The 22185-nt window shown below is 38.6% G+C and carries 16 protein-coding genes, 4 tRNA genes and 1 riboswitch; of the genes, 15 read left to right on the forward strand and 5 right to left on the reverse strand.

Translation table 11 applies throughout. From position 1 onward, the window contains the following. The first annotated feature begins 1 nt into the window (after position 1). The gene (locus tag HXT56_RS02590) at positions 2-2608 is read left to right on the forward strand and encodes an ATP-dependent Clp protease ATP-binding subunit (RefSeq protein ID WP_421778370.1); all 2607 of its coding nucleotides are present in this window, start codon (positions 2-4) and stop codon (positions 2606-2608) included. Between the two features lie 76 nt (positions 2609-2684). On the opposite strand, the gene HXT56_RS02595 is transcribed toward HXT56_RS02590, so the two are convergent. Together HXT56_RS02595 and HXT56_RS02600 are read right to left on the reverse strand one after the other, a co-directional pair. Next, complete coding sequence (locus HXT56_RS02595; protein WP_421778371.1) at positions 2685-3023, reverse strand: hypothetical protein; 339 nt, start codon at positions 3021-3023, stop codon at positions 2685-2687. 353 nt (positions 3024-3376) lie between these two features. Further along, positions 3377-3652 (reverse strand): type II toxin-antitoxin system RelB/DinJ family antitoxin, encoded by a 276-nt coding sequence (locus HXT56_RS02600; RefSeq protein WP_421778372.1) that lies wholly within the window; start codon positions 3650-3652, stop codon positions 3377-3379. Between the two features lie 466 nt (positions 3653-4118). On the opposite strand from HXT56_RS02600, the gene HXT56_RS02605 reads away from it, so the two are divergent. The 6 genes from HXT56_RS02605 (at position 4119) to HXT56_RS02630 (ending at position 10004) form a co-directional block, all read left to right on the forward strand. Continuing rightward, entirely contained in the window at positions 4119-5231 is a 1113-nt protein-coding gene (locus HXT56_RS02605) for an ABC transporter ATP-binding protein (protein ID WP_421778373.1), read from the forward strand. 10 nt (positions 5232-5241) lie between these two features. Then, on the forward strand, positions 5242-6021 hold the full coding sequence (locus tag HXT56_RS02610) for an ABC transporter (RefSeq protein ID WP_421778374.1): 780 nt from the start codon (positions 5242-5244) through the stop codon (positions 6019-6021). Continuing rightward, the gene (locus HXT56_RS02615) at positions 6018-6941 is read left to right on the forward strand and encodes an ABC transporter permease (protein WP_421778375.1); all 924 of its coding nucleotides are present in this window, start codon (positions 6018-6020) and stop codon (positions 6939-6941) included. The genes HXT56_RS02610 and HXT56_RS02615 overlap by 4 nt, the downstream gene beginning before the upstream one ends. A 566-nt stretch (positions 6942-7507) precedes the next feature. Then, positions 7508-8503, forward strand: a complete 996-nt coding sequence (locus HXT56_RS02620) for a type II toxin-antitoxin system antitoxin SocA domain-containing protein (RefSeq protein WP_421778376.1) — start codon at positions 7508-7510, stop codon at positions 8501-8503. 12 nt (positions 8504-8515) lie between these two features. Next, entirely contained in the window at positions 8516-8749 is a 234-nt protein-coding gene (locus tag HXT56_RS02625; protein WP_004134747.1) for a DUF2188 domain-containing protein, read from the forward strand. Between the two features lie 496 nt (positions 8750-9245). Then, a complete protein-coding gene (locus tag HXT56_RS02630; protein ID WP_421778377.1) occupies positions 9246-10004 on the forward strand; it encodes a hypothetical protein in 759 nt (252 codons plus the stop codon). Positions 10005-10410: 406 nt separating this feature from the next. Here HXT56_RS02630 and HXT56_RS02635 read toward each other — a convergent pair whose 3' ends face one another. Genes HXT56_RS02635 through HXT56_RS02645 form a run of 3 tightly spaced genes read right to left on the reverse strand, consistent with a single transcriptional unit; the run spans position 10411 to position 16652 of the window. Further along, on the reverse strand, positions 10411-13731 hold the full coding sequence (locus HXT56_RS02635; RefSeq protein ID WP_421778378.1) for a type I restriction endonuclease subunit R: 3321 nt from the start codon (positions 13729-13731) through the stop codon (positions 10411-10413). Between the two features lie 39 nt (positions 13732-13770). Then, positions 13771-15009 carry a restriction endonuclease subunit S gene (locus tag HXT56_RS02640; protein WP_421778379.1) on the reverse strand — a complete coding sequence of 413 codons (1239 nt, stop codon included), beginning with the start codon at positions 15007-15009 and terminating at the stop codon, positions 13771-13773. Further along, on the reverse strand, positions 15006-16652 hold the full coding sequence (locus HXT56_RS02645; protein WP_421778380.1) for a type I restriction-modification system subunit M: 1647 nt from the start codon (positions 16650-16652) through the stop codon (positions 15006-15008). The genes HXT56_RS02640 and HXT56_RS02645 overlap by 4 nt, the downstream gene beginning before the upstream one ends. Before the next feature lie 406 nt (positions 16653-17058). On the opposite strand from HXT56_RS02645, the gene HXT56_RS02650 reads away from it, so the two are divergent. From HXT56_RS02650 to HXT56_RS02685, 8 genes are all read left to right on the forward strand, one after another. Next, positions 17059-17694 (forward strand): hypothetical protein, encoded by a 636-nt coding sequence (locus tag HXT56_RS02650; protein WP_421778381.1) that lies wholly within the window; start codon positions 17059-17061, stop codon positions 17692-17694. Between the two features lie 164 nt (positions 17695-17858). Beyond that, positions 17859-18632 (forward strand): DNA-binding protein, encoded by a 774-nt coding sequence (locus HXT56_RS02655; RefSeq protein ID WP_421778382.1) that lies wholly within the window; start codon positions 17859-17861, stop codon positions 18630-18632. A gap of 34 nt (positions 18633-18666) precedes the next feature. Further along, positions 18667-19425 carry a DUF3800 domain-containing protein gene (locus HXT56_RS02660; protein ID WP_297643808.1) on the forward strand — a complete coding sequence of 253 codons (759 nt, stop codon included), beginning with the start codon at positions 18667-18669 and terminating at the stop codon, positions 19423-19425. A 459-nt stretch (positions 19426-19884) separates the two neighbouring features. Next, positions 19885-19957 (forward strand) — tRNA-Gly (locus HXT56_RS02665). Positions 19958-19985: 28 nt separating this feature from the next. Further along, positions 19986-20056: transfer RNA gene (locus HXT56_RS02670), tRNA-Cys, on the forward strand. Positions 20057-20085: 29 nt separating this feature from the next. Next, positions 20086-20157: transfer RNA gene (locus tag HXT56_RS02675), tRNA-Val, on the forward strand. A 40-nt stretch (positions 20158-20197) separates the two neighbouring features. Continuing rightward, positions 20198-20270: transfer RNA gene (locus tag HXT56_RS02680), tRNA-Val, on the forward strand. A gap of 155 nt (positions 20271-20425) precedes the next feature. Further along, positions 20426-20515: riboswitch (TPP riboswitch) on the forward strand. A 198-nt stretch (positions 20516-20713) separates the two neighbouring features. Further along, positions 20714-21955: a hydantoinase/carbamoylase family amidase gene (locus tag HXT56_RS02685; protein ID WP_421778383.1), complete on the forward strand. Its 1242-nt coding sequence runs from the start codon at positions 20714-20716 to the stop codon at positions 21953-21955. Positions 21956-22185 lie beyond the last annotated feature (230 nt).

Here is a 22185-nt window from a genome sequence, read left to right on the forward strand (position 1 = left end):
TATGTTTGAACGGTTCACTGACCGCGCACGACGCGTAATTGTGCTAGCTCAAGAAGAGGCTCGCTCGCTTCAGCACAACTATATTGGCACTGAGCATATTTTGCTTGGGCTTATTCGCGAAGGCGAAGGTATAGCAGCAAAAGCGTTAAGCTCAAAAGGTGTAGATTTAGAAGGCACGCGCAAGCAGGTTGAAGAAATGATTGGGAAAGGAACAGTAGCCCCAAGTGGCCACATTCCTTTCACACCACACGCTAAACAAGTGTTGGAATTGAGCTTGCGTGAAGCACTACAGCTTGGACACAGTTATATTGGTACTGAGCATATCCTTCTAGGCTTACTTCGTGAAGGCGAAGGCATTGGCACCCAGGTACTCATAAAAATGGAAGTCGATCTTGGGGACTTGAGAAGCACTGTAGTCGATTTAATTCGTGGAACCACTGATTCCAGCAACAATGGTGAGAAAGGCGAATTAGCGAACGCCGGTAGCGTACAAGATAAGAGTAACAAGTCCGGTTCTGCGTTACTCGATCAATTTGGACGAAATTTGACGCTCGAGGCTCAAGAAGGCAAGCTCGATCCAGTTATTGGTCGTTCCGAAGAAATAGAACGAGTGATGGTTGTGCTTTCTCGCCGCACGAAAAACAATCCTGTGTTAATTGGCGAGCCAGGCGTTGGTAAAACCGCAGTAGTTGAAGGTCTTGCACAAAAGATTGTTGCAGGCGATGTGCCAGAAACCTTAAAAGGTAAGCAGGTATATTCCCTAGACCTCGGCTCAATGGTTGCAGGTTCGCGTTATCGCGGTGATTTCGAAGAGCGCTTGAAGAAGGTGCTGAAGGAAATCAAATTGCGCGGAAACATTGTACTGTTCATCGATGAAATTCACACCATCGTTGGAGCTGGCTCTGCTGACGGAGCGTTGGGCGCTTCCGACATGCTTAAGCCAATGCTTGCACGAGGCGAGCTACAGACTATTGGTGCTACTACTACTGATGAGTATCGTAAATATATCGAAAAGGATGCCGCATTAGAGCGTCGTTTCCAGCCAATTCAGGTTCCAGAACCTACTATTGCTGAAACGATTGAGATTCTTAAAGGCTTGCGTTCGCGTTACGAGAATCATCATCACGTAACAATTACGGACGGCGCTTTGCAATCCTCCGCGGAACTTTCTGACCGCTATATTCAAGACCGTCACCTTCCAGATAAAGCTATCGACCTTATCGACGAAGCTGGCGCACGCTTGCGAATTAAGCGTTTGACTCAGCCGCCTGAGCTTAAAGAACTCAATCATAAGATTGCTAAACTTTCTGAGAAGAAGGATGAGGCAATTAAGAGGCAGGACTTTGAGGAAGCTGCAAATCTTCGTGACGATCAAGAAAAACTTGAAAATGAGGCTGCGGAGAAAGAAAAGGCGTGGCGAGAAGGCGAATCTAACGTCAAGATGGTTGTTGACGAAGACATGATCGCTTCCGTCGTTTCAAGTACTACGGGTATTCCGGTAGTGAAACTTACGCAAGCTGAATCTCAGAAGCTCCTTCAAATGGAAGCTGAACTGCATAAGCGTATCGTCGGACAGGACGAGGCTGTGTCAGCTTTGGCTCGTTCTATTCGTCGCGCGCGCGTTGGTTTGAAGGATCCTAAGCGTCCTTCTGGTTCATTTATTTTCGCTGGTCCTACTGGCGTTGGTAAGACGGAACTCGCTAAGGCGTTGGCAAACTTCCTGTTTGACGATGACGATGCTTTGATTCGCGTTGACATGTCTGAATTTGCTGAAAAGTATGCTGCTTCTAGACTTTTCGGCGCACCTCCAGGATACGTCGGTTACGAAGAAGGCGGCGAACTTACAGAAAAAGTTCGCAGAAAGCCGTTCTCCGTGGTGCTTTTTGACGAGATTGAGAAAGCTCACCCAGATATTTTCAACACGCTGCTTCAGGTGTTAGATGATGGTCACTTAACCGACGGACAAGGCCGTAAAGTGGACTTTAAGAATACGATTATTATTCTTACCACAAACCTTGGCACGCGAGACATCGCTAAGACCGCTAATACTGGTTTTACGCTCGGTAATAATTCAGATTCTAACTATCAGCGTATGAAGGATCAGGTTAATTCTGAATTGAAGCGTCACTTCCGTCCAGAATTCCTGAACCGCTTGGACGATACTATTGTGTTCCGTCAGCTTACGGAGCCGGAAGTTCGTGAAATTGTCGATATGGATGTGAAGCAGCTTAATGCTCGCTTGTTCGATCACCATATGACACTTGAACTTACCGATGCAGCAAAGAATTTGCTCGCTCAGAAGGGCTTTGATCCACTGCTCGGTGCCCGTCCGCTGCGTCGCGTGATTCAGCGTGACATTGAGGATACGATTTCTGAGAAGATTCTTCTTGGTGATTTGACGGACGGTGAGCGCATAGTAGTTGACTCTGAAGGCGAAGGATTGCTAGGGGAGTTTACTTTTAAGAGCCAGCAGTTTGATGTTGCGGAGTTGGATGAATCTAGCGACGATTCTAGCGATAGCAAGACTTCTAGCGACGATTCCGCAGATAACCCTGCAAACAACTCTGATAACGAAGCTGCTGATAAAACTGGCAGCGAAACAAAATAATTCTAAATAACGAAAAAATCCCGGCGCGTAAATCTCGTCGGGATTTTTGTTTTTATGGGTTTGCTTACATAGTTTTTTACTTAGTAGCTATGTCAGAAGCCATGCACATTACATTAGCTGCTGAACCAGTTGCACTCTTATGAGAAACCTGCTTACCGTCAACAGTAATTGAGCACTCAACTTGGTAATTATCTGGCGTTGGATTATTAACGTCCAGCTTTGGAGTAGCCATAATCATCCAATCCTTTTGAGCATCCTTACCAGTCAAAACTTTCTCCCAAACACCATTGTCAGAACTTTCATTACTGCTTGAACCAGCAACCGTCAAGTTGATATCTGTAGGAGCAGTGCCCTTAACTTCAATCTTCATTTCTTTGGCGTTCTCATTAGCAATCCCTTTTGCCATGTTATCCATCTTTTTACTTGCTTTGTTCATGGACTCTGTGGCTTTGTTTAGAAATGTGGTTGTAAGGACTAAATGTTAAAAGGTTTAGCGTGCGACAATATTAAGGTGATTCATCGCGATTTTTGAGTGCGATTTTGTTTTTATCAGTTATAACTTATAAATTATCGATTTTGTCATTAAATTTCACTTATAAGCGATGAGTGCGGTGAAAAGTTTTGGTTCTGGTTTTGTTTTGGCTCTGGTTGTGGATATTTGTTAATCGTACATTTTTTGCGATTACAGGTTGAAGAGGTCTGCGTGACTGCCAGTGTCGATAAGAGTGAGGGTGAGAATATAAGCATTCGTAAACTTAACGTTGTACATCAGTCTTGCAACAACGCTTTCTTAAGGTCTTCCATAGAAGAATACGATGGTACGTTAGGGTCTCTGGAAATTCTTTTGGCTTCTTCCATAGCAGCCAGTGTTTCAGCGTTAAACTTTGGGATTTCTACTTTAAAAGGAAGTCCTCCATGCAAAACGCATTGGCGTAAGAAGATATTCACAGCACTTGACATATCGATGCCGAGTTCGCTAAACAGTTCATTTGCTTCTGTTTTTACATTACTATCAATACGAATTTGAGTAGGACTTGTTGCCATAGTATTAGCTCCTTTTAAGACGATTATGATACGAACGGTATACGTTGTCAAGCATAAAGAAGAAATAGTAATATTTTGCAACTGTTAAACAAATGTTTTGTGATTGCTTATATTTGAGTTTTTTGCGGAATGCTCATATAATTTTTCACGTAAAGCACATTTAAGTTTATGAGGTGTTGCGCTATGACTGCCCAAATGATCGCTAGTCTTAAGAACGGTTTGAAAGGCATATAAAAGCACATAAAACAGCTTAAGATACATATTCTTTAGCAGTATTAAACACGCATTGCACATGGTGTTTTGTCATTATGTTTGCACATGCGCGCTAGTTTTGCATGTTTTTGCGCGTTCTTATCGTTCTTGTAAGCAAGCGTTATCTTTTTATCTAACTGATTTTCATTGTTGAAATTTATTCAATAACAGTAAGAATTAAGCTTTAATAACAAGTAAGAACGAAGCAATAATAATGAATAATAATATAGAAAACGCGACTAATAGTCTCGGCAACCAGAATAAGCAGTCAGCTAGCAACTTAATATTGCGCATTGATAATATAACAAGATCTTATTCTCGTGGATTCGGTCGTAAGAAAACAACTCGCCAAGTTTTACATAACGTATCTTTTGATATTCATTCTGGTGAAATATTTTGCTTGCTTGGCCCGAATGGTGCAGGTAAAACAACTACCGTGAAAATTGTTGGCACGTTGTTAGCTCCTGATAGTGGTAGTGTTCGTATTGCCGATATTGATGCTGTGAGTAATCCTCGAGAAGCACGCAAGCACGTGTCGTTGCTTCTTGGAGGTGAGCGAGGATTTTATCAAAGGTTAAGTGCATTAGATAATCTTCGTTATTTTGCGGATCTTTCTGCTGTTCCATATAGGGAGCAAGGAAAGCGTATTCACGATGCTCTTGAGCAAGTTGATTTACTTGATAAAGCTCATGATGCTGTTCAAACTTTTTCAAGGGGAATGTGGCAGCGATTGCATATTGCTCGATCGCTGGTTGCTAGAACGGATCTTATGCTTTTAGATGAGCCTACCACTGGTTTGGATCCTGAAAATGCTAGGAAAGTACGTGAAATTATTCATGCTTTACGAGATCAAGGAATAGCGATTTTGCTAACTACGCATGAGATGAGTGAGGCTGAGAAATTAGCTGATACTGTTGCTGTAATAAATCACGGTAATATTATCGCTCAGGGAAGTGTTCAGCAGTTGGCTTCTTTGCAGCATATTGATCATGTAACAATGTACGCGTATGACGGTGAAGCATCAAGCGGAACTCCTAGTGTTAAGGAAGAATTGCAAAAACTTGATGGAGTGTTGTGGTGTGATGTTTTTGAATCGCATGGAGTGTTAAATATTACTATCGCGTGGAGTAAAACATTATCTCAAGAACGAAATATTAAAATTCCTGTTGATGGGATTACGCGTTTAGGTGATCGCGCTGCAAGTTTGGAAGAAACGTATCTTGCTATTGTGCAAAATGATAATATTTCTGCGTCAAATACTTCTACTTCTTCTTCTGCTGCTGCTACGCCGTCTTCTTCGTCTTCTTCACCTTCATTGAGTAAGTAGGAGGCTTAATATGAATACTTCTGCTCATTCATACGCTTCTGTGATTCGTGGCTTATGGTTTCAGCTTAAGAGCTTAGCAAAAACAACGTTTTTCTTGCAAAATGCGATACTTGCTCCAGTATGTTTTGCGTTGATGAAAATTGTTGCATACTATGGTTTTTCTCATGATTGCGCTAATTGTCTTAGTAATATTTGGGTTGATTCTTCTATAGCTGGATTATGGTCTGCTACAACTACTGCTGTTGGAATTATTGGATACCAGCGTTATTTAGGAACATTACAATATTTAACTTTAAGTGTTATCTCACCTTCTGCAGTGTTTCTTCCTATTGTAGGATCCGCAGCTTTACTTGGGTGTATTGGTATGCCGCTTGCGATTATTACCGTTGCTGTTTTCTGCCATGGGTTTTTTATGATAACATTCACGCAGTTAGTTGGATACTTACTTTCTATGCTTGCTTGCGTAGCTTCTGCTGCATTATTATCTGGAATTTTTGTATTATGCCGTAAAGCTACAGTTTATGAAGGTTTGATTTTAATTCCGGTATGGATGCTTTGTGGAATAGTGATCCCTGTAGAATCAATGCCATTGCCTGCTCGCGTTATTGCGTTTATTCATCCGCTTACGTCTGCAGTGTGGGTGGCTCATGCGCAATCGTTTAATGCTACTACTGTGTTAGCAATTGTGTTATGTGTTGTATTATCCAGCGTTCTGCTTGTTATTGCAGGTTTTATGTTACGTCATGCTATTCGACTTGCAACGCTTAATGGAAGTTTGAACATAATATGATACGAAATAATAATCAGGTTGAAACTATGCGAAATAAAATTATTCAAAATAGTAATCAATATAATCAATATTCTCAGTATGGTCACGTGAGCGTGTTATCTAGTATACGAACTGGTACAAGAGTGAGTATACAGAGTATACCTAGCTTAAATAGTTGGAATACTGCTGTTATTCGTATGATTATTGAGCCTCTTTTATCCACGTTCTTATACGTTTTTCTAGCTGGAGCTGTAAGTGGAGGATTTAATGGAGCAGCTAGTTATGCGACTAGCGCGGGTTTTAACCATAGTTTGATTGCATCAACTCTTGCTGCTGTTATGGGAGCGTGTTCTATTTCCACAAGTATGACGGTGTCAGAAGCACTAGCATGGGATCGTTTTGAAGGCACAACACCATTCGTGCTTACAAGCGCAAAAGTTGCATTACCATTATGGTTCGGTCGTATTATTGCGCTCGTGACTATTTCTTTAGTGAGTGATGCTGTGACTTTGTTTATAACAATGCTTGTAGTAAGCCCGAGTGCTTTCTTTGTGATTAATATGAGTGCGTTGATGCTGTTGTTCCTTATTGTTCCTGTTGCTTCTACGGGATTTGGTATTGCTATAGCTGCTATAAGCATGATGATGAATGATGTTTATACTATTTCTAACGCGCTTAGTGCAATACTTCCTATTGTTTGTGGTGTGATTGCTCCAATTAGCGTATTTCCTAAGATGATGCAATACGTGTTATACGTGATTCCAGTAACTCATGTTACTCAAGCATCTCGTAGTATAATTGATGGTTCTGTAAATGTTGGCGTATCGCTACTTGTGATTCTTATTGTTGGCATGTTATGGGCAATTGTTGGTGTGATCATATGGAATGTTGGTGTTGCGGTTCAACAGCGTAAAGGTACTTTAACAAATATAGGATTTTAGGTAATAAATATGGGATTTAGTTAATTAAATAAGGATTAGATTCGCGTATGGAGAGTGGGTGTAAGACTAGTGGCATGTTGATTATTGCGTAAGATTGTTCAGCAAGCTATTAAGCCAATCTTAAACCTTTTAACGATAGCTTTTCCTATCGTTAAAAGGTGCACCCAATATCCATAGTGTGCACTCAAAAAAGTGTAGCTATACTACCGTTCTCTCAATCCAACTGGAACAATTCTAATATTACAATGTACCAATTAGTACAAACCCCTTGATTTCTGAACAACTTTTAGTACAATAGTACACGAAGGGAGTTAGGGGGAAGTCGATGATTTTTGTCATAGTCTGCAAAACATGAAGATAGGATACGAGCGCGAAGTTCTTTATGTTTTCGTTCCTAGAATAACATTGGCTAATGCGTTGGGAAAACAAGAGTTGGTAGACATATATACGAAGTTTAACGTGATTAAAGGTAAGAATGGAAGAAGAACAATTGTGATCTCTTTTCATAAGCGCAATAAGCCTATTAGTTATCTGTTTAGATAGAGAGTTTTAAAGGAGGAATTATTATGAGTGTAAGAGTTGTATTTTGTGAAGAATGTAGAGATGAAGTTTCATATACTGTTGAAGAAAAGGAGATGACTGGAACTATTCGTGGTGTTCAGTATCACTATGTTGGCCGGGAAGCAAAGTGCGCTAATTGTGGAGCATATGTAGATGTTGAAGAAATTAGTGGATCTAATTTGAAAGCGCTTTATGATGTTTACCGAAGAGAGAATGGAATTGTTTCTCTTGAAAAGATTAGAGCAATTCCTGAACGTTATGATATTGGTAAGCGTCCACTGTCAATACTTTTGGGATGGGGAGAACACACGTTTACTCGTTATGCAGATGGCGATATACCGACTCGGCAATATTCTGAAACTTTGAATCGACTATTTGATGATCCTGCTTATTATCTGAGTATTTTGGAGGAAAATAAGGGTCGATTGATTTCTCAGCAGACTTACGAGAAAAGTTATAAAGCTGTTACAGCTTTGATTGGTAATAATGGCATGCTTGATGGGAAGATAAGTGAAGTTGTTGCATATCTTCTAAATCAGTGCGAGGATATCACGCCATTAGCGTTGCAGAAGAGTCTTTATTATATACAGGGATTCTTCTATGCATTTTTCAAAAAGTACATTTTTGTTGAGGATTGTGAAGCTTGGGCGCATGGGCCTGTTTACAGGGATATTTATGCGAAGTATTCGGATTATCATTTTGATCCGATTTCAAAGGTTGAATCATTTGATTCTTCTATATTTACCGCTCAGGAGAAGGCTGTTTTAGATAGTGTGATTCGAAATATTTGTTGTTATAGTGGGAAGATTTTGGAAGACTTCACTCACAATGAGTCTCCGTGGATTAATACTAGGGGGGATCTTCCAGATGGTGCTTCTTCAAATAAGATTATTGATAAACAGATGATTGGGGATTATTTTATGAAAATCAAAGAGCAGTATGGCATGAATTCTCCTAGAGATATTCAGTTGTATACAAAAGCTGTGTTTGCCAGTCTGTAAGGAGGCTTTTATATGGAACGAAGCGAACACCATGTAGTTCATAACCCGAATGGTGGATGGGATGTAAAACGGAATGATTCACAACGCGCAAGCATTCATACTGCAACAAAAGTTGAAGCATTAAAAGCTGGCAGAATAATCAGCAGAAATCAGGGTACTGAATTTATTGTTCATGGTATGGATGGCAGAATTCAGAATTCTGATAGTCATGGGAATGACCCGTGCCCTCCTCGTGATAGAAAATAATTTTGGATTATAACCCGTCCTATAACCTATAGCACTGAATCAGCTGAAAAACAAAAAGAACCCCCCAGGTTTGAGTACTGTTAGTAGGCTTAGGGGCTGCTGTTATCAATCACTCTATCACTATTTCTAAATATTTGCTATTTCTATCCAACAACTCAAAATAAAAGAGGGAGCCGAAACTATGTCAGCTCCCACAGGTGTGTGTCCGCAAACGCACACCGCAATTACATTCTCACTGTACTTCATAGTGCGTAAAAGCTAATTATCAAATATAATTTTTAACTTTGTCATCCTTTTCAATCTTTCTTAATAACCGCTTTTACAACGTTTACATTACTTTTGGCAACAGCCTTTTGTTAACACGTTAAAAATTGCAGTGGGGTAGTACAAAAGTATTACATATCAGTTTTCTGTCTCAACGAATTTGTACGTACGTTGATTCTATTAAAATAGTTTCATAATCTGTGCGCACTTTTAAAGAGGAGAGTGTTTAGTTATGGGATATTCAGTTACACAACGCATTAAGAGTATTAAACAACCTTATGGTGGATATTTGCCACGAAAAGATTTTGTTGAAGAATCGTTAGGCGAAGGAATAGAAGACTTATACGATAAAGAAAACATTCACCCAAGTCGAGTTGGTACAGTAGTTGACTACATGACTCGTTTAATGTCTGGATCGAGTGTAATAGACGCGTTTAAAATTTCCTTACTGGGCGCAATGATTATAAACGAACGCGATAATGCATTGAGACTTATGTCCGGCATTAAAGGACTTGGCGATGAAGATATAGTTAACGCCGTCAAACTTGTTGGATTCGACGTATGCTATAGATACAGTCCTATTGCCTACAGGCCTTTTGACGAAATCAATCCCGATGAGCACACAATACAGAACATCAGAGTTATGGTTCAGCGCTCGCTTCATTTTCTTGAGTGTTACGGTCCGAAAGTGCTTGACGGTTTTACGCTAGAGGGTGGTTACACTGATACGGTAAGTGCTGGCGATGGTGATTTTATAACAGCTGATACTTTGTGGGATTTCAAAGTTTCTAAAGAAAAGTTGGATAAGGATCAGACTCTTCAACTGCTTATGTATTGGCGTATGGGTTTGCATTCTATTCATCCAGAGTTTCAGAATATTAAATACTTGGGTATTTATAATCCGCGTATGAATAAGGTCTATCGCATTGCTGTTGAAAACATATCCGAAGATGTTATACGAGAAGTTGAGAAAGATGTGATTGGATATTAGGATTAGACGGTTTTGCGTACTTTAGGCTGTTTTTAGTGCTTTAGACGGTTTTGAGTACTTTAGGCTGTTTTGCGTACTTAGTGAAAGCTATCGCTAAAAAGTTTAGCGCGCTGCGGCTTTAAGTTAGTTGATTTAGAAAAGTGATACGTGGTAATCGTCAAACACCGTTACTTTTTCAGTTTGTTGACTGAGTTAGTAACGGTGTTTAGATCTCGGCTTATGCCTCCAATAAATATTCACCAGATTGGCTTTGCACACTTTTTGGCCTATAACCCCGAAAGCCCTAGGTTTTTGCGCCTAGAGCTCTCCGCCGACGAGTACTCCCAATCAATTTGTTCTAGTGTTCTATCATCATTAATCAAAAACGGTTAATAATTTAACCAAACTTCATATACTTACACTGTGATTAACCTATATGAGAATCATCTAGCGTATTTCTATTAGCTAAAGGACTATAAACGCCAAAATACTTAGCAAATAGTGTTTTAAGTTCTTCAGTAACACGCTTTTCTATTATTCTTCGCCTCTTACCTGCCTCTCCAAATCGCGAAATCGCAGGAAGAGTGGAGTCAATTCCAGTTCCGAATGTTTTTAACTCGCCATCATTAAAAGCATCTCGAATAACGTCATACGTTTTTGTTCTATTAAGATTTTCTTTGTTAATCAAGTCTGCTAAATCTGCTTTAAATTGTTTATCAACAAAATTGCTCCATTCTTCATTAATATCTATATTCTCTATATTTCTTGCATTTTCTACATTTTTACTGTCATTGGTATTTAATTCAAGGTTGTAAATACTACCGTCTAACTGTTCAATAAATTGTTTTATAAGTTCCTTTTTACTGCGCAATTTTGTGCTGGACCCTATTGCTTTTTCAATATCAAATTTTTGCTCTCTGTTGTTACAATGACTATTTTTATACTTATTTACAAGAGCAAGAATGTAATCAATATTTACTTCCACTTGTTGTACAAGTTCCATTTCAAACACAACATCGTCTACAATGTCGGCCGCTTCGTCTTCTTTACTCTTCCATTCTTCACGTAAATCTTGATATTCGCTCAAGTAATTTTGCATATCACGTTCGGAGACTATTTCTTTGCCGCCATACTCGTCAAATGCTCTTAGCATATTTTGTGCTCGCAAAATTTTACCAAGTAGTATTACAAATTCTTTTTGTCTAAACTCGCCTTCCAATCGTAAATTGTTAAGTGGGTAATCATCTTTAAGCATGTTAATAAGATCAAAATACCCTAAATGATGTTTTCCATTGCTATCGGTGTAGCCGTAATATAATTCGTCAAAAGTAGGGCATAGCACAATTCCTTGCGCATCTTTATCTCCAAAAAGACTAATAGCTTTATTAACCTGATTATGCAAGTCCCTAAAGCAGACAATATTTCCAAAAGTTTTGATTGAGTTAAGCGTACGATTTGTTCTGGAAAATGCTTGAATAAGACCATGCATTCTCAAATTTTTATCTACCCAAAGCGTGTTTAGAGTTTTTGCATCAAATCCAGTGAGGAACATGTTTACTACAATAAGTATGTCAATTTCTTTGTTTTTCATCCGCATTGACACATCTTTATAGTAACTTTGAAACTCATTGTTTGACGTATCATAGTGCATTCCAAACATTTGATTGTAGTCGTTTATAGCATTTTGTAAGAATTCTCGCGAATTTTCGTCAAGATTTGCCGTGCTTTCTGGATTCTCTTCTCCAAGAACATAGTCTCCCATGCTTCTTGCATCTGTAGAATCAGAATATTTTTCATTAGGAGAGTAACTAAAGATAGTAACAACTTTTAAGCGCTCATCTTGAGGTAAGTTTTCTTGCTGTTTTTTAAACTCCGTATAATACAATTTTGCAAGTTCAATGTCGGAAACAGCAAAAATTGAGTTGAATCCACTTACTACAGTATTTTCTTTTATCGTTTTAACCTGAGTGTTATTGCTTTTGCACCTATCAGCTTTGCCACTTTTACTTTTAGCAAGTTCTTCAACATTCACAATAATTTTGTGATTGTAATTTTTCTCATTTCTGTATGTTTTTCGGCTAAAATTATTGAGAATATACTCCGTAACATTATGTATGCGCTTAGGGTTTATTATTACTTCTCTACGCTTAATGTCGTTTACTAATTCATCTGTTTTCTTTTCAAGTACGCTAGATGTTTTAACAGTAGATACGTATTCTACGCGGAAAGGCAAGACGCTTTTATTATTAATTGCGTCAATAATCGTGTAGCTGTGAAGTCTGCTGCCAAAAGTTTGCTCAGTCGTAAAGCGATGAGCCATATCTGGACCAAAAGCATTTTCTTCAAAAATCGGGGTTCCAGTAAACCCAAACATAAGGCTTTTTTTAAAATGATTTTCTATATTCGAATGCATATCTCCAAACTGGCTACGGTGACATTCGTCAAAAATAAACACAATATGTTTAGCGTACACTTCGTGAGTTGGATTGGAACTAATAAATCTTGTTAACTTTTGAATAGTAGTAACAATTAGTCTCGAATCATCTGTATTATCGGATAATTGCTCAGCTAATATAGATGTGGAAGTGTTACTATTTGCGCATCCTGGTTTAAAATTGTCATATTCTACTATTGTTTGATAATCAAGATCTTTACGGTCAACAACAAATAAAACTTTATCGATCAGATTACCGCCATTTGCATTTTTAAGTTCATTAACAAGCTGGGCTGTTTTAAAACTCGTTAAAGTTTTCCCAGATCCTGTTGTATGCCAAATATATCCGCCGCCTTCAATCGAACCATATTTATTGTAATTATCAGCATATTTTATGCGATTTACTATGCGTTCTGCAGCTGTAATTTGGTATGGTCTCATAACCATAAGCTTTTTATCTTTAGTAAATACGCAATACTTAGTGAGTATGTTTAGTATTGTGTTTCTCGCAAAAAATGTTTGCGTAAAATCACATAAGTCACTTATTACATTGTTTTTTGCGTCAGACCAATTTATAGTAAACTCAAAATTGTTTATTGATGTGTTTGCATTGCTTATTTTGCTATCGACTTGTTTTCGCGCATCGATTCTAGTGGAATTAGAATAATACTTTGTGTGAGTACCGTTTGAAATAACAAAAATTTGCACGTATTTAAATAAGCCACTTTCTGCCCAGAAGGAATCGCGTTGGTAGCGCTGAATTTGGTTGAATGCTTCTCGAATAGGAACGCCTCTGCGCTTTAGCTCAATATGAACCATTGGTAATCCGTTTACTAGAATTGTCACATCGTAACGATTTGAGTAGCTAGGTGAGTTTGGATTGGATTCGTTTGCGTTAACAGCATATTGGTTTATTACTTGCAATATGTTGTTATGAATATTTTCTTTGTCTAATAAGCAAATGTTTTTTGTTTCGCCATCATCACAAACAAAACTTTGCTTCGTACTTCCATTTTGAATCTTTTCAGTTTTTTCAGCAATGCCTTCAGCATCGTTTGCTATGCAAGAAGAAAAGAAGCGATTCCATTCGGAGTCTAAAAAATGATAGTTATTGAGCTTTTCGATTTGCACGCGAAGATTTGCTATAAGATCTTTCTCATTGTGAATATGAGCATACTCATAGCCTTGGGACTGCAAAATGTTAATGAACTCTTCTTCGAGTTGCGCTTCGCTTTGATAGCTGGCGTTTGTGCTTACTTTCGGAGTAAACGTAGACATTACTGTACTATCTTGATCTTCTAATATGATTTTCATTTTGCTTCCTTCTTTCTTGCTCTTACTCACATTTTTCGATTACGCGCGCTTGAAGTTCAGGAGTTGATCTCGATAGTACTCGTATTGCTTGCGTCGAGCTTCGATTTCTGCAGGCAAACCTTGAGTTAAATCATTGCACAATGCGTCAAAACGATTAAGAATTTGTACGATTTGGCGCTGCACTTCTAGAGGAGGCACTGGGATTTCAAGTTTTCTTAATCTAGGCATGTCAACACTAGCAAAACTAGCAGCATTCACATTACGCTTGCACCATTCATCAATAATAAAGAAGTAATAAAACACATACTTCATATCCAAATCAAAACCTAACGATTCACGTTTTGAAAAAAATGTGAATCGTTGATTCGCAAGCGAATCAACAATTACTAAAGCATGCTCGCCAATAGTAGCCGTAGTGGCCAAAATTATTGAATTAGCAGGGAAAAGTTTACCGCCTTTAACCGCTGACCTTGTAACATGCTGGATAGAATCAGACAAAACGCGACCATGCGCTCTAATATCATCCATTCTAAACCATGGAACAGTTCCATCAGTCCAAAACTCACTATTACTCTTAGACGGCGTATATCCATTCTTAATAACAAACAATTCTTCCAAAGAATAATACTCCACACCATTCGGGCAGTAGCGTGAGATAAGCGAATGTAGGGGATTATTATCGTTGAAGGTGAGTAAGGTATCTCGATAGTACTCGTATTGCTTTTTACGAGCTGTAAGCTCTGCTGTAAGCTCTGCTGTAAGCTCTGCTGTAAGCTCTGTAAACGTATCTAAAATCCGCACAATCTCCGATTGAACCTCAAGCGGCGGCACTGGAATTTCAAAATCTTCTGTTACATGTAAAGAAATTTGAGGCAACGATCCCATTCCAGAAGCTGCATCACGAAAATATTGAATGTTATTTTTTAACAGATAATATAAGAATTTTACGCTAATCGGATTATTTGAAGTATAAGCCCACATCTCATTTTTGAAGGTAAATGGTTTATCATAATAAACAGCATCAATAACACCTCGAGATTGCACTAAAACTGCTGGAACTCTCGTAATATTTGCTTTAGGTATGTCTGATTCATGAGCATTAATAACAGTTTTACCACCAGCAAATATCCTAACTTCACCATCTTCAGAAGCTATTTCTTTCATCTTACTTGCAGTAATCGGCGTACCTTTAATGCGAAGATATGTATCCTTAACCTTCTTATACTCCACACCATTCAGGCAAAGCTCAGCGATTAATTCCTCAAGTTTGCTAGTCATTGAGCCACCTCGCGATTATCAGAGTTAACGCTGCCAGCTTCAATCTCGCTTACAATCTTCTCAATCTGTTCACGCAACTCTTGCTCGCGATCGCAAATCGTTTTTAATTGCGCGTTAAGTTCTGTAATATTAATCTTTTCTCGAGTATCTTCTGCTTCAACGTATGTGGAAACCGAAAGATTGTATTTATTTGATTTAACTTCTTCTAAAGATGCAACGTGTGCAATATGCTCCACATCTTGCCTAGAAGTATACCACTTAACAATTTGCTCAATGTTCTCGTCCGAAAGCTTGTTGCTATTCGTCGACTTCACAAATTCTTGGCTGGCATCAACAAATAATATAGAAGTGTCGTTTTGCTTGTTTTTGCGCAAAACCATAATGCACGTAGCAATCGAAGTACCAAAAAACAAGTTGCTTGGAAGTTGAATAACGCAATCAACAAAATCATGCTCAACTAAATATTGGCGAATCTTCTGCTCAGCTCCGCCACGGTACATAATTCCTGGGAAGCAAACAATAGCAGCTGAACCTTTTGGAGATAAATGCGCTAAGCAGTGCATTATAAAAGCCATGTCTGCTTTGCTTTTTGGAGCAAGCACACCTGCTGGAGAAAAACGAGGATCGTTAATCATTACAGGATTAGAATCTCCCTCCCAACTTGTGGAATAAGGAGGATTAGAAACAATCAAATCAAATATAAAATCATTTTCATCTTTAACCTGATCATTATCGTTGTCTCTTGCAAACTGCTGATTAATTAAAGTGTCACCAAGAGTAATGCTAAATTTTGAAAAGTTTATGCCGTGTAAAAACATGTTCATACGGCACAAGTTGTAGATAGTAACATTCTTTTCTTGACCACAGAACTTATATGAAATATTTTCAATGCCAAGCACGGTCTTAGCTTTTAGTAGCAAAGATCCGGATCCGCACGCAGGATCGTACACGCCGTTAACTTGCGTTTTTCCAACTGTTCCAAGCTTTGTAAGAAGCATAGAAACTTCAGCAGGCGTAAAATATTCACCTCCGGACTTTCCGGCGTTAGAAGCATACATGCCCATCAAATATTCATACGCATCACCAAAAGTCTCAATAACGTTATTTTGCAAGTTTCCAAGTTGCATGTTTGCAATAACTTGTAACAATTGCACAAAACGTTTGTTTCTTTCTTCAAGAGTATTGCCAAGCTTAATATTGTTTACGTCGTAATCTGAAAATAGTCCAACAAAATCTCCATTTGATTTAGAACCTTGAGATGATTGTTCAATACTTTTAAAAACATGGTTTAGTGTAATATTCAAATTAGCATTACGTGGAGCATTTTTTGTTACATTGCAAAACAGTTCGCTAGGAAGCATAAAGAAGCCTTTTGCGTTAATCATCTCTTCTCTAAGGATTTCTGCTTCTTCGTCGCTAAGTTTTGCGTAATCAAAGTTAGGATCGCCGTTCCCCTCTTCTGCGGCTCTATGTTCATCTTCATTAATAAAATTGCATAAATCTTCAGAAATATAACGATAAAACATTGTGCAAAGAACATAAGTTTTGAAATCCCATCCATCAACGGAACCTCGCAAATCGTCGGCAATCTTCCAAATCGTGCGATGTAATTCCGCACGTTCTTCTTCTTTGCGAGTGTCCATTAGCGTGACTCCTTATGTTAAAACTTATGCAACATAAAATAATATAGGTAATTTGAAATATAAGCTACACTTGTTGCGCTTAATTATTTGATGCATTATTTATGCCAATCGCAGTGTGCGCTGCAGATTTGACTGAGTCTCTTGACGTTCGCGAGCGACAAGCAGGATTAAACAAGCTCTCGGAACTGCTTACTGAATACAACTCGCAAAATAAAGAATAGAGAATCATACCTTTTGCTAAAATTTAAGAACATTAACATTGGAGAGTTTGGGGGGAAATCTAATGGTTGACATAAGTGTACCTACACCTACAGTTGAAGTTTCTAGCAGTGCACATCCGTGGAGCACGATATATACACTATCTAAATCGTGTAATAGTTCACTATGGCTTTTAACTGGCGGACTTATGGTTCAGTTACATGCAATAATGAATGGAATTACAGCACGTCCTACTTTGGATGCTGATTTATTGATTGATGTAATTTCTAATAAGGATAACGTTCGTAAAGTTTATAATACTCTAAACAATCTAGGATTTGCATTACAAACTGGCTTAACTGGATACGCAACTAGATTAAGGAATCACAATAATGATGTTGTTGATGTGTTAATAGCTGATCATACTCCAAAAAAGTTATTCGGCTTTTTAAATATCTTTAATATTCCACTTTTATCCATGCCAGGCGGAGCTCAAGCAATAGAACGAAGTATGCTTGTAAAACTTATTGATAGGCATGAAAATAATGAAGCAATGCTAAGAATTCCAGATTTGCTTGGAGCACTAATATTGAAGAGCGCTGCTTATAATGCAGATAATATGGGGGACAGGGAAAAGCATTTGTATGATGCAGCGCTAATAGCATCTTTAATAGATGATCCAGATTTTGAAGCTAAACGATTGCACAGTAAAAATGATTATAAAAGATTAAGATTTCTAAAATCAAAACTTACTAAAGATTCAATATACTGGGACACTCTAGATGCTGAGCATAAGCTAAATGGCTTAGACGCACTTGAAATTCTCACAGAACACGCTATATAACATTTAAAGTTGTTTTTATATAGACGTTTCACTGTATTTGAATATGTCCAAATTAAGTCTTTCAAGCATTGCCAGCGTATAGGCCAATAATTTATCTTGAAAACATCGCAGCTGTACGTATCAAAACTGTTTCCTTAACACAACAATTTTGATACACTTGCTTTATGTCTATTTTTGTGAATGATACTCTTCTTACGCGTGAGGAAGCTGCAGCAAAGCTAGCAGTTAGCACTCAAAGAGTTAGCGCATTATGCTCTAATCGTTTACTAACAACATACGCATTTGGAAGTAGGAAGATCTTAATTTCACTTGATTCCGTAAATCGTTATAAACAACAAAACTCTAAAAGCGGTAGGGCATACGCTCCGTCATTAGCTTTTGCTGCATTATTTATGCTTAGCGGTTGTGACGTTTCGTGGATCAATCGGCAGCAGAAATATCGTATAGAAACATATTTGCGCTCAATTACTCCACAAGATCTGGTTAATCGTTCCAGAAATCGCGCGAAAACAATGGAATATTGGTGCAGAAAATCACGTTTAGCAGAACTTTCGAATCACTTAATACTTTCTGCAGCAACCGGAAATATGCACTCACAATTCCAACTTACGCAAACTGACAAAATAGAAGGATATGTAAGCAGTAACAATCTAGGGGATTTAATAAATAAATTTCATCTTAAAAATAAAGAAGATGGCGTAGAAAGTTCAATAATTAACGTTAAACTTCGCGTTATTGAAGATTCTAAAGTTTTCGATTTTATTCGCCAAAATTCGTCTTCACACATTACTGAAGGCACACAAGAATCATCGGCAAAATCCTTTATGCCAATAGCAGTGTGCGCTACAGATTTGGCTGAGTCTCTTGACGTTCGCGAGCGCCAAGCAGGATTAAACAAGCTCTCGGAACTGCTTACAAAATACAATCTCTCAAAATAAAATGTTATATGACAAAAAAGTTGGGAAGTAGGACATGAAGAAAAATGCTTTTGGCGATTATATTGTTTTTGTCGACGAAAGTGGTGACCAAAGTCTTGTTAGCATAGACAAACAGTATCCTGTGTTTGTTTTGTCTTTTTGTATCTTTGAAAAGAAGCATTATGTGGAACATGTTGTGCCAGAGATTCTTAAATTAAAGTTTGATTTTTTCGGTTCAAATATTCCTATACTGCATGAGCGTGAGATTCGAAAAAGAATTGGAGTTTTTAATATTCTTATGGAAGATACTGTAAGAAATGAATTCTTCAATAGATTAAATCAAATAATTGAATCATCTAATTTTACGATTGTTTCAACAGTGATCGATAAGAATAAATATTCTCATTATGATGCTCCTAAAAATCCTTATGTTATTGGCATGAATTTTGGCATTGAGCGCATTTTTTATGAATTGCAGGAACGTAATCAAGTTGGTAAAACAATTCCTATCATTTTTGAAAGTCGTGGTAAGAAAGAGGATTCTAATCTTGAAAAGGCTTTTAATAGCTTTATAGATTCTTCTAATATTTGCGGCATTAAAGGAATGTTTGATTTTAATTGCATAAGTAAATCTGCTAATTTGCAAGGTCTTCAGTTAGCTGATCTAGTTGCTAGACCTATTGGCATACGTTATTTGCATCCTACGCAATCTAATAGAGCGTATGACATATTGATAAATAAAATCAGGAGGTCTAGAGATGGAGAAATTAAAGGTTATGGAGTAAAAGTTTATCCAGAAAAGGAACCTTATTGATTAAGCGAGAATAAAAAGCAAAAAGCTCTAGGCATGATGCCTAGAGCTTTCGCCGACCGAGTACTCCCAATCCATTTGTTCCATCATTGTATCATATATAATCTTATTTACTAAATTATTTAATTTAAAAAAATTAATACATAATGTAGGGTAATCAGAAAGAGTCCGTAAAGCTAAGCTGGTGAATATTCGTGGGCATAAGCCAAGTTCTTCAACACCGCTAAAAACTCAGCTAACCAACTGAAAAAGTAACAGTAGTAAGCAAAACATTGTTACTAACTCAGTCAACCAACTGAGAAAGTAATGGTAATAAGCAAAACATGTCAGAAACAAACCGCCATCCAGCGCGCAAACAGCACCAAACGACACGCCAAAATAGGCGAGGGCTTGCATTTGAGAATATTTCGGGTATAGTAGTTACTCGTGCTTCGGCGCTGACATAGTTAGCAAGAAAGCATTGCGGACATAGCTTAGTTGGTAAAGCGCAACCTTGCCAAGGTTGAGACCGCGGGTTCGAGTCCCGTTGTCCGCTCTAGGTCCGATGAGTTATTCGACCTTACGGTGGGTTAGCCAAGCGGTTAGGCAGCGGCCTGCAAAGCCGTATAGATGAGTTCGACTCTCGTACCCACCTCGATTAAGCGGTAAGCTTAATACACAACCGGGCGGTTGGCGCAGTGGTAGCGCACTTCCCTGACACGGAAGGGGTCACAAGTTCGAACCTTGTATCGCCCACTCGAAAGGATTGCCTTTCACGCATAATTAAAAAGATTTTGGGTGATTGGCGCAGCGGCTAGCGCACTTCCTTCACACGGAAGGGGTCATAGGTTCGATTCCTATATCACCCACAATAGGCACGCAGTGTTAGTAGCACTGCGTTTTTTTGTTTTTAAATAGCAATCACCCATTCTTTGGCCTATAACCACATTCTTTCACAAAAACACACATAAAGATGTTCATTTTGCGTTCGTTTAATATCGTGCTATACTCATCCACGTACAAGTGAAAATTGCAGGGGTACTGGCAACAGTTGAGAAACACCCTTTGAACCTGTTTTGTTAAGACATGCGTAGGGAGCAATTACAGTAAGTGATTTCTTTCTATCACGAATTTTCGTGATATCGTAAGTTGCGGCAAAGTGGCGGCAATTACACAAGTATCTACTAAAAAAACAAAACAAAAACAAAACAAAATACAAACACAAATACAAAACGAAATATATTACTCAATATCACTTTGGGTAAAAGTTTTGGGTAAAAATACTGCACCACTTAAGGAGGAAAACTGCGCAATGATAGATAGCAGCATTAGTGCTGAAAATATCGAATCTGCTATAAGTTGGCTCGCAGGATTCACAGAAAAGCCAGGGGAGCCAGGAGTTACACGCCCGCTTTACACTAAATCTTGGAAACAGGCGCTTTTTGCTCTCAGTCAACGTTTTGAAAAACTTGGCATGACCGTGGAATTTGATTCAGTAGGTAACTTAATTGCCACTGTTAAAGGAAGCGAAAAGCCTGAAAGCGTAATAGCGTGTGGATCACATATCGATACTGTTTCAAGAGGCGGTCGTTTTGACGGCCAACTCGGCATCGTTGCAGCTTACCTAGCAGTGAAAAATTTGCTTACTCGATACGGAAAGCCAAAGAAAAGTCTTCGCATTATTTGCTTAGCAGAAGAAGAAGGTTCACGTTTCCCTTACGTTTTTTGGGGATCCAAAAACTTTTTCGGACTCGCTAAAAAAGAGGATGTAGAGCATATTTGTGACAGCAACGGCGTTCCTTTTGAAACCGCGATGCGCGAAGCTGGATTCAACTATCAAACTACCGAGCCTCAATTTGCAAATCTTGAAGCGTGGATCGAACTTCATATTGAGCAAGGACCAACGCTTTACAGCAATCATGAGGATCTCGGCATTATCACTAGCATTGCAGGTCAGCATCGTTGGGATATTCACCTTAAGGGTGTGCAAAACCATGCTGGAACAACTATGATGCGTTACAGGCACGATGCCGTAGATTGCATGTCTCACATCGTTGCCAAAAATCTTGACAAAGCAAAAGAAGCGGGAGACCCTCTCGTACTCACCTTTGGCCGCATCAACGTGATTCCAAATCAGGTAAACATCGTTCCAGGCGAAGTCACATTTTCAATGAACTGCCGTCACACTGACAAAGCTTTTCTTGATCAATTCCTTCAAGAGCTTGATGAAGATATTCACCAGACTGCTGAGTCTTATGGCATTACGGCAACAATTGATAAATGGATGTCTGACGATCCTACACCTTTGCACAACGATATTATTCAGCTACTCACCAACCAAGCAGAAAAGAACGGTTACGAATATAGAATAATGCACTCTGGAGCTGGTCAAGATACGCAAATTTTTGCGCCTTTTGTAAAGTCCGGAATGATTTTCGTCCCTTCTAAAGACGGTATTAGCCACGCTCCTGAAGAATACACAGATCCTCAGGATGCTGTTCACGGCGTAAAGCTCTTACGCGACGCCTTGCACAGTATGGCATACGAAAATTAGAAATAAGAGGCGAACTTTACTACCAGAATCGTAGTGAAGAAAAGTAAATATCGAATGAAGAGTACAACACTTATTCACTAATAAGAGGCTGATACGAAGGGGCGCACCACCACGGGTACGATATCCTTTCGTATCTTTTTTTATTTTTGAGCAAAGTTGCGATTCTTTCTTTCAAGAAACGTACGAAACGTACGGAAATACGAAACGTACGAAACGTACAAAACGTACAG

The sequence above is a fragment of the Gardnerella nova genome (genome assembly GCF_049244055.1).
GTDB classification, from domain to species: domain Bacteria; phylum Actinomycetota; class Actinomycetes; order Actinomycetales; family Bifidobacteriaceae; genus Bifidobacterium; species Bifidobacterium vaginale_H.

Bases quoted from the DNA above. Each gene is read 5' to 3' on its own strand.
- HXT56_RS02590 (WP_421778370.1), top strand. From the start codon at position 2: ATGTTTGAACGGTTCACTGACCGCGCACGACGCGTAATTGTGCTAGCT.
- HXT56_RS02595 (WP_421778371.1), bottom strand. From the start codon at position 3,023: ATGGATAACATGGCAAAAGGGATTGCTAATGAGAACGCCAAAGAAATG.
- HXT56_RS02600 (WP_421778372.1), bottom strand. From the start codon at position 3,652: ATGGCAACAAGTCCTACTCAAATTCGTATTGATAGTAATGTAAAAACA.
- HXT56_RS02605 (WP_421778373.1), top strand. From the start codon at position 4,119: ATGAATAATAATATAGAAAACGCGACTAATAGTCTCGGCAACCAGAAT.
- HXT56_RS02610 (WP_421778374.1), top strand. From the start codon at position 5,242: ATGAATACTTCTGCTCATTCATACGCTTCTGTGATTCGTGGCTTATGG.
- HXT56_RS02615 (WP_421778375.1), top strand. From the start codon at position 6,018: ATGATACGAAATAATAATCAGGTTGAAACTATGCGAAATAAAATTATT.
- HXT56_RS02620 (WP_421778376.1), top strand. From the start codon at position 7,508: ATGAGTGTAAGAGTTGTATTTTGTGAAGAATGTAGAGATGAAGTTTCA.
- HXT56_RS02625 (WP_004134747.1), top strand. From the start codon at position 8,516: ATGGAACGAAGCGAACACCATGTAGTTCATAACCCGAATGGTGGATGG.
- HXT56_RS02630 (WP_421778377.1), top strand. From the start codon at position 9,246: ATGGGATATTCAGTTACACAACGCATTAAGAGTATTAAACAACCTTAT.
- HXT56_RS02635 (WP_421778378.1), bottom strand. From the start codon at position 13,731: ATGAAAATCATATTAGAAGATCAAGATAGTACAGTAATGTCTACGTTT.
- HXT56_RS02640 (WP_421778379.1), bottom strand. From the start codon at position 15,009: ATGACTAGCAAACTTGAGGAATTAATCGCTGAGCTTTGCCTGAATGGT.
- HXT56_RS02645 (WP_421778380.1), bottom strand. From the start codon at position 16,652: ATGGACACTCGCAAAGAAGAAGAACGTGCGGAATTACATCGCACGATT.
- HXT56_RS02650 (WP_421778381.1), top strand. From the start codon at position 17,059: ATGGTTCAGTTACATGCAATAATGAATGGAATTACAGCACGTCCTACT.
- HXT56_RS02655 (WP_421778382.1), top strand. From the start codon at position 17,859: ATGTCTATTTTTGTGAATGATACTCTTCTTACGCGTGAGGAAGCTGCA.
- HXT56_RS02660 (WP_297643808.1), top strand. From the start codon at position 18,667: ATGAAGAAAAATGCTTTTGGCGATTATATTGTTTTTGTCGACGAAAGT.
- HXT56_RS02685 (WP_421778383.1), top strand. From the start codon at position 20,714: ATGATAGATAGCAGCATTAGTGCTGAAAATATCGAATCTGCTATAAGT.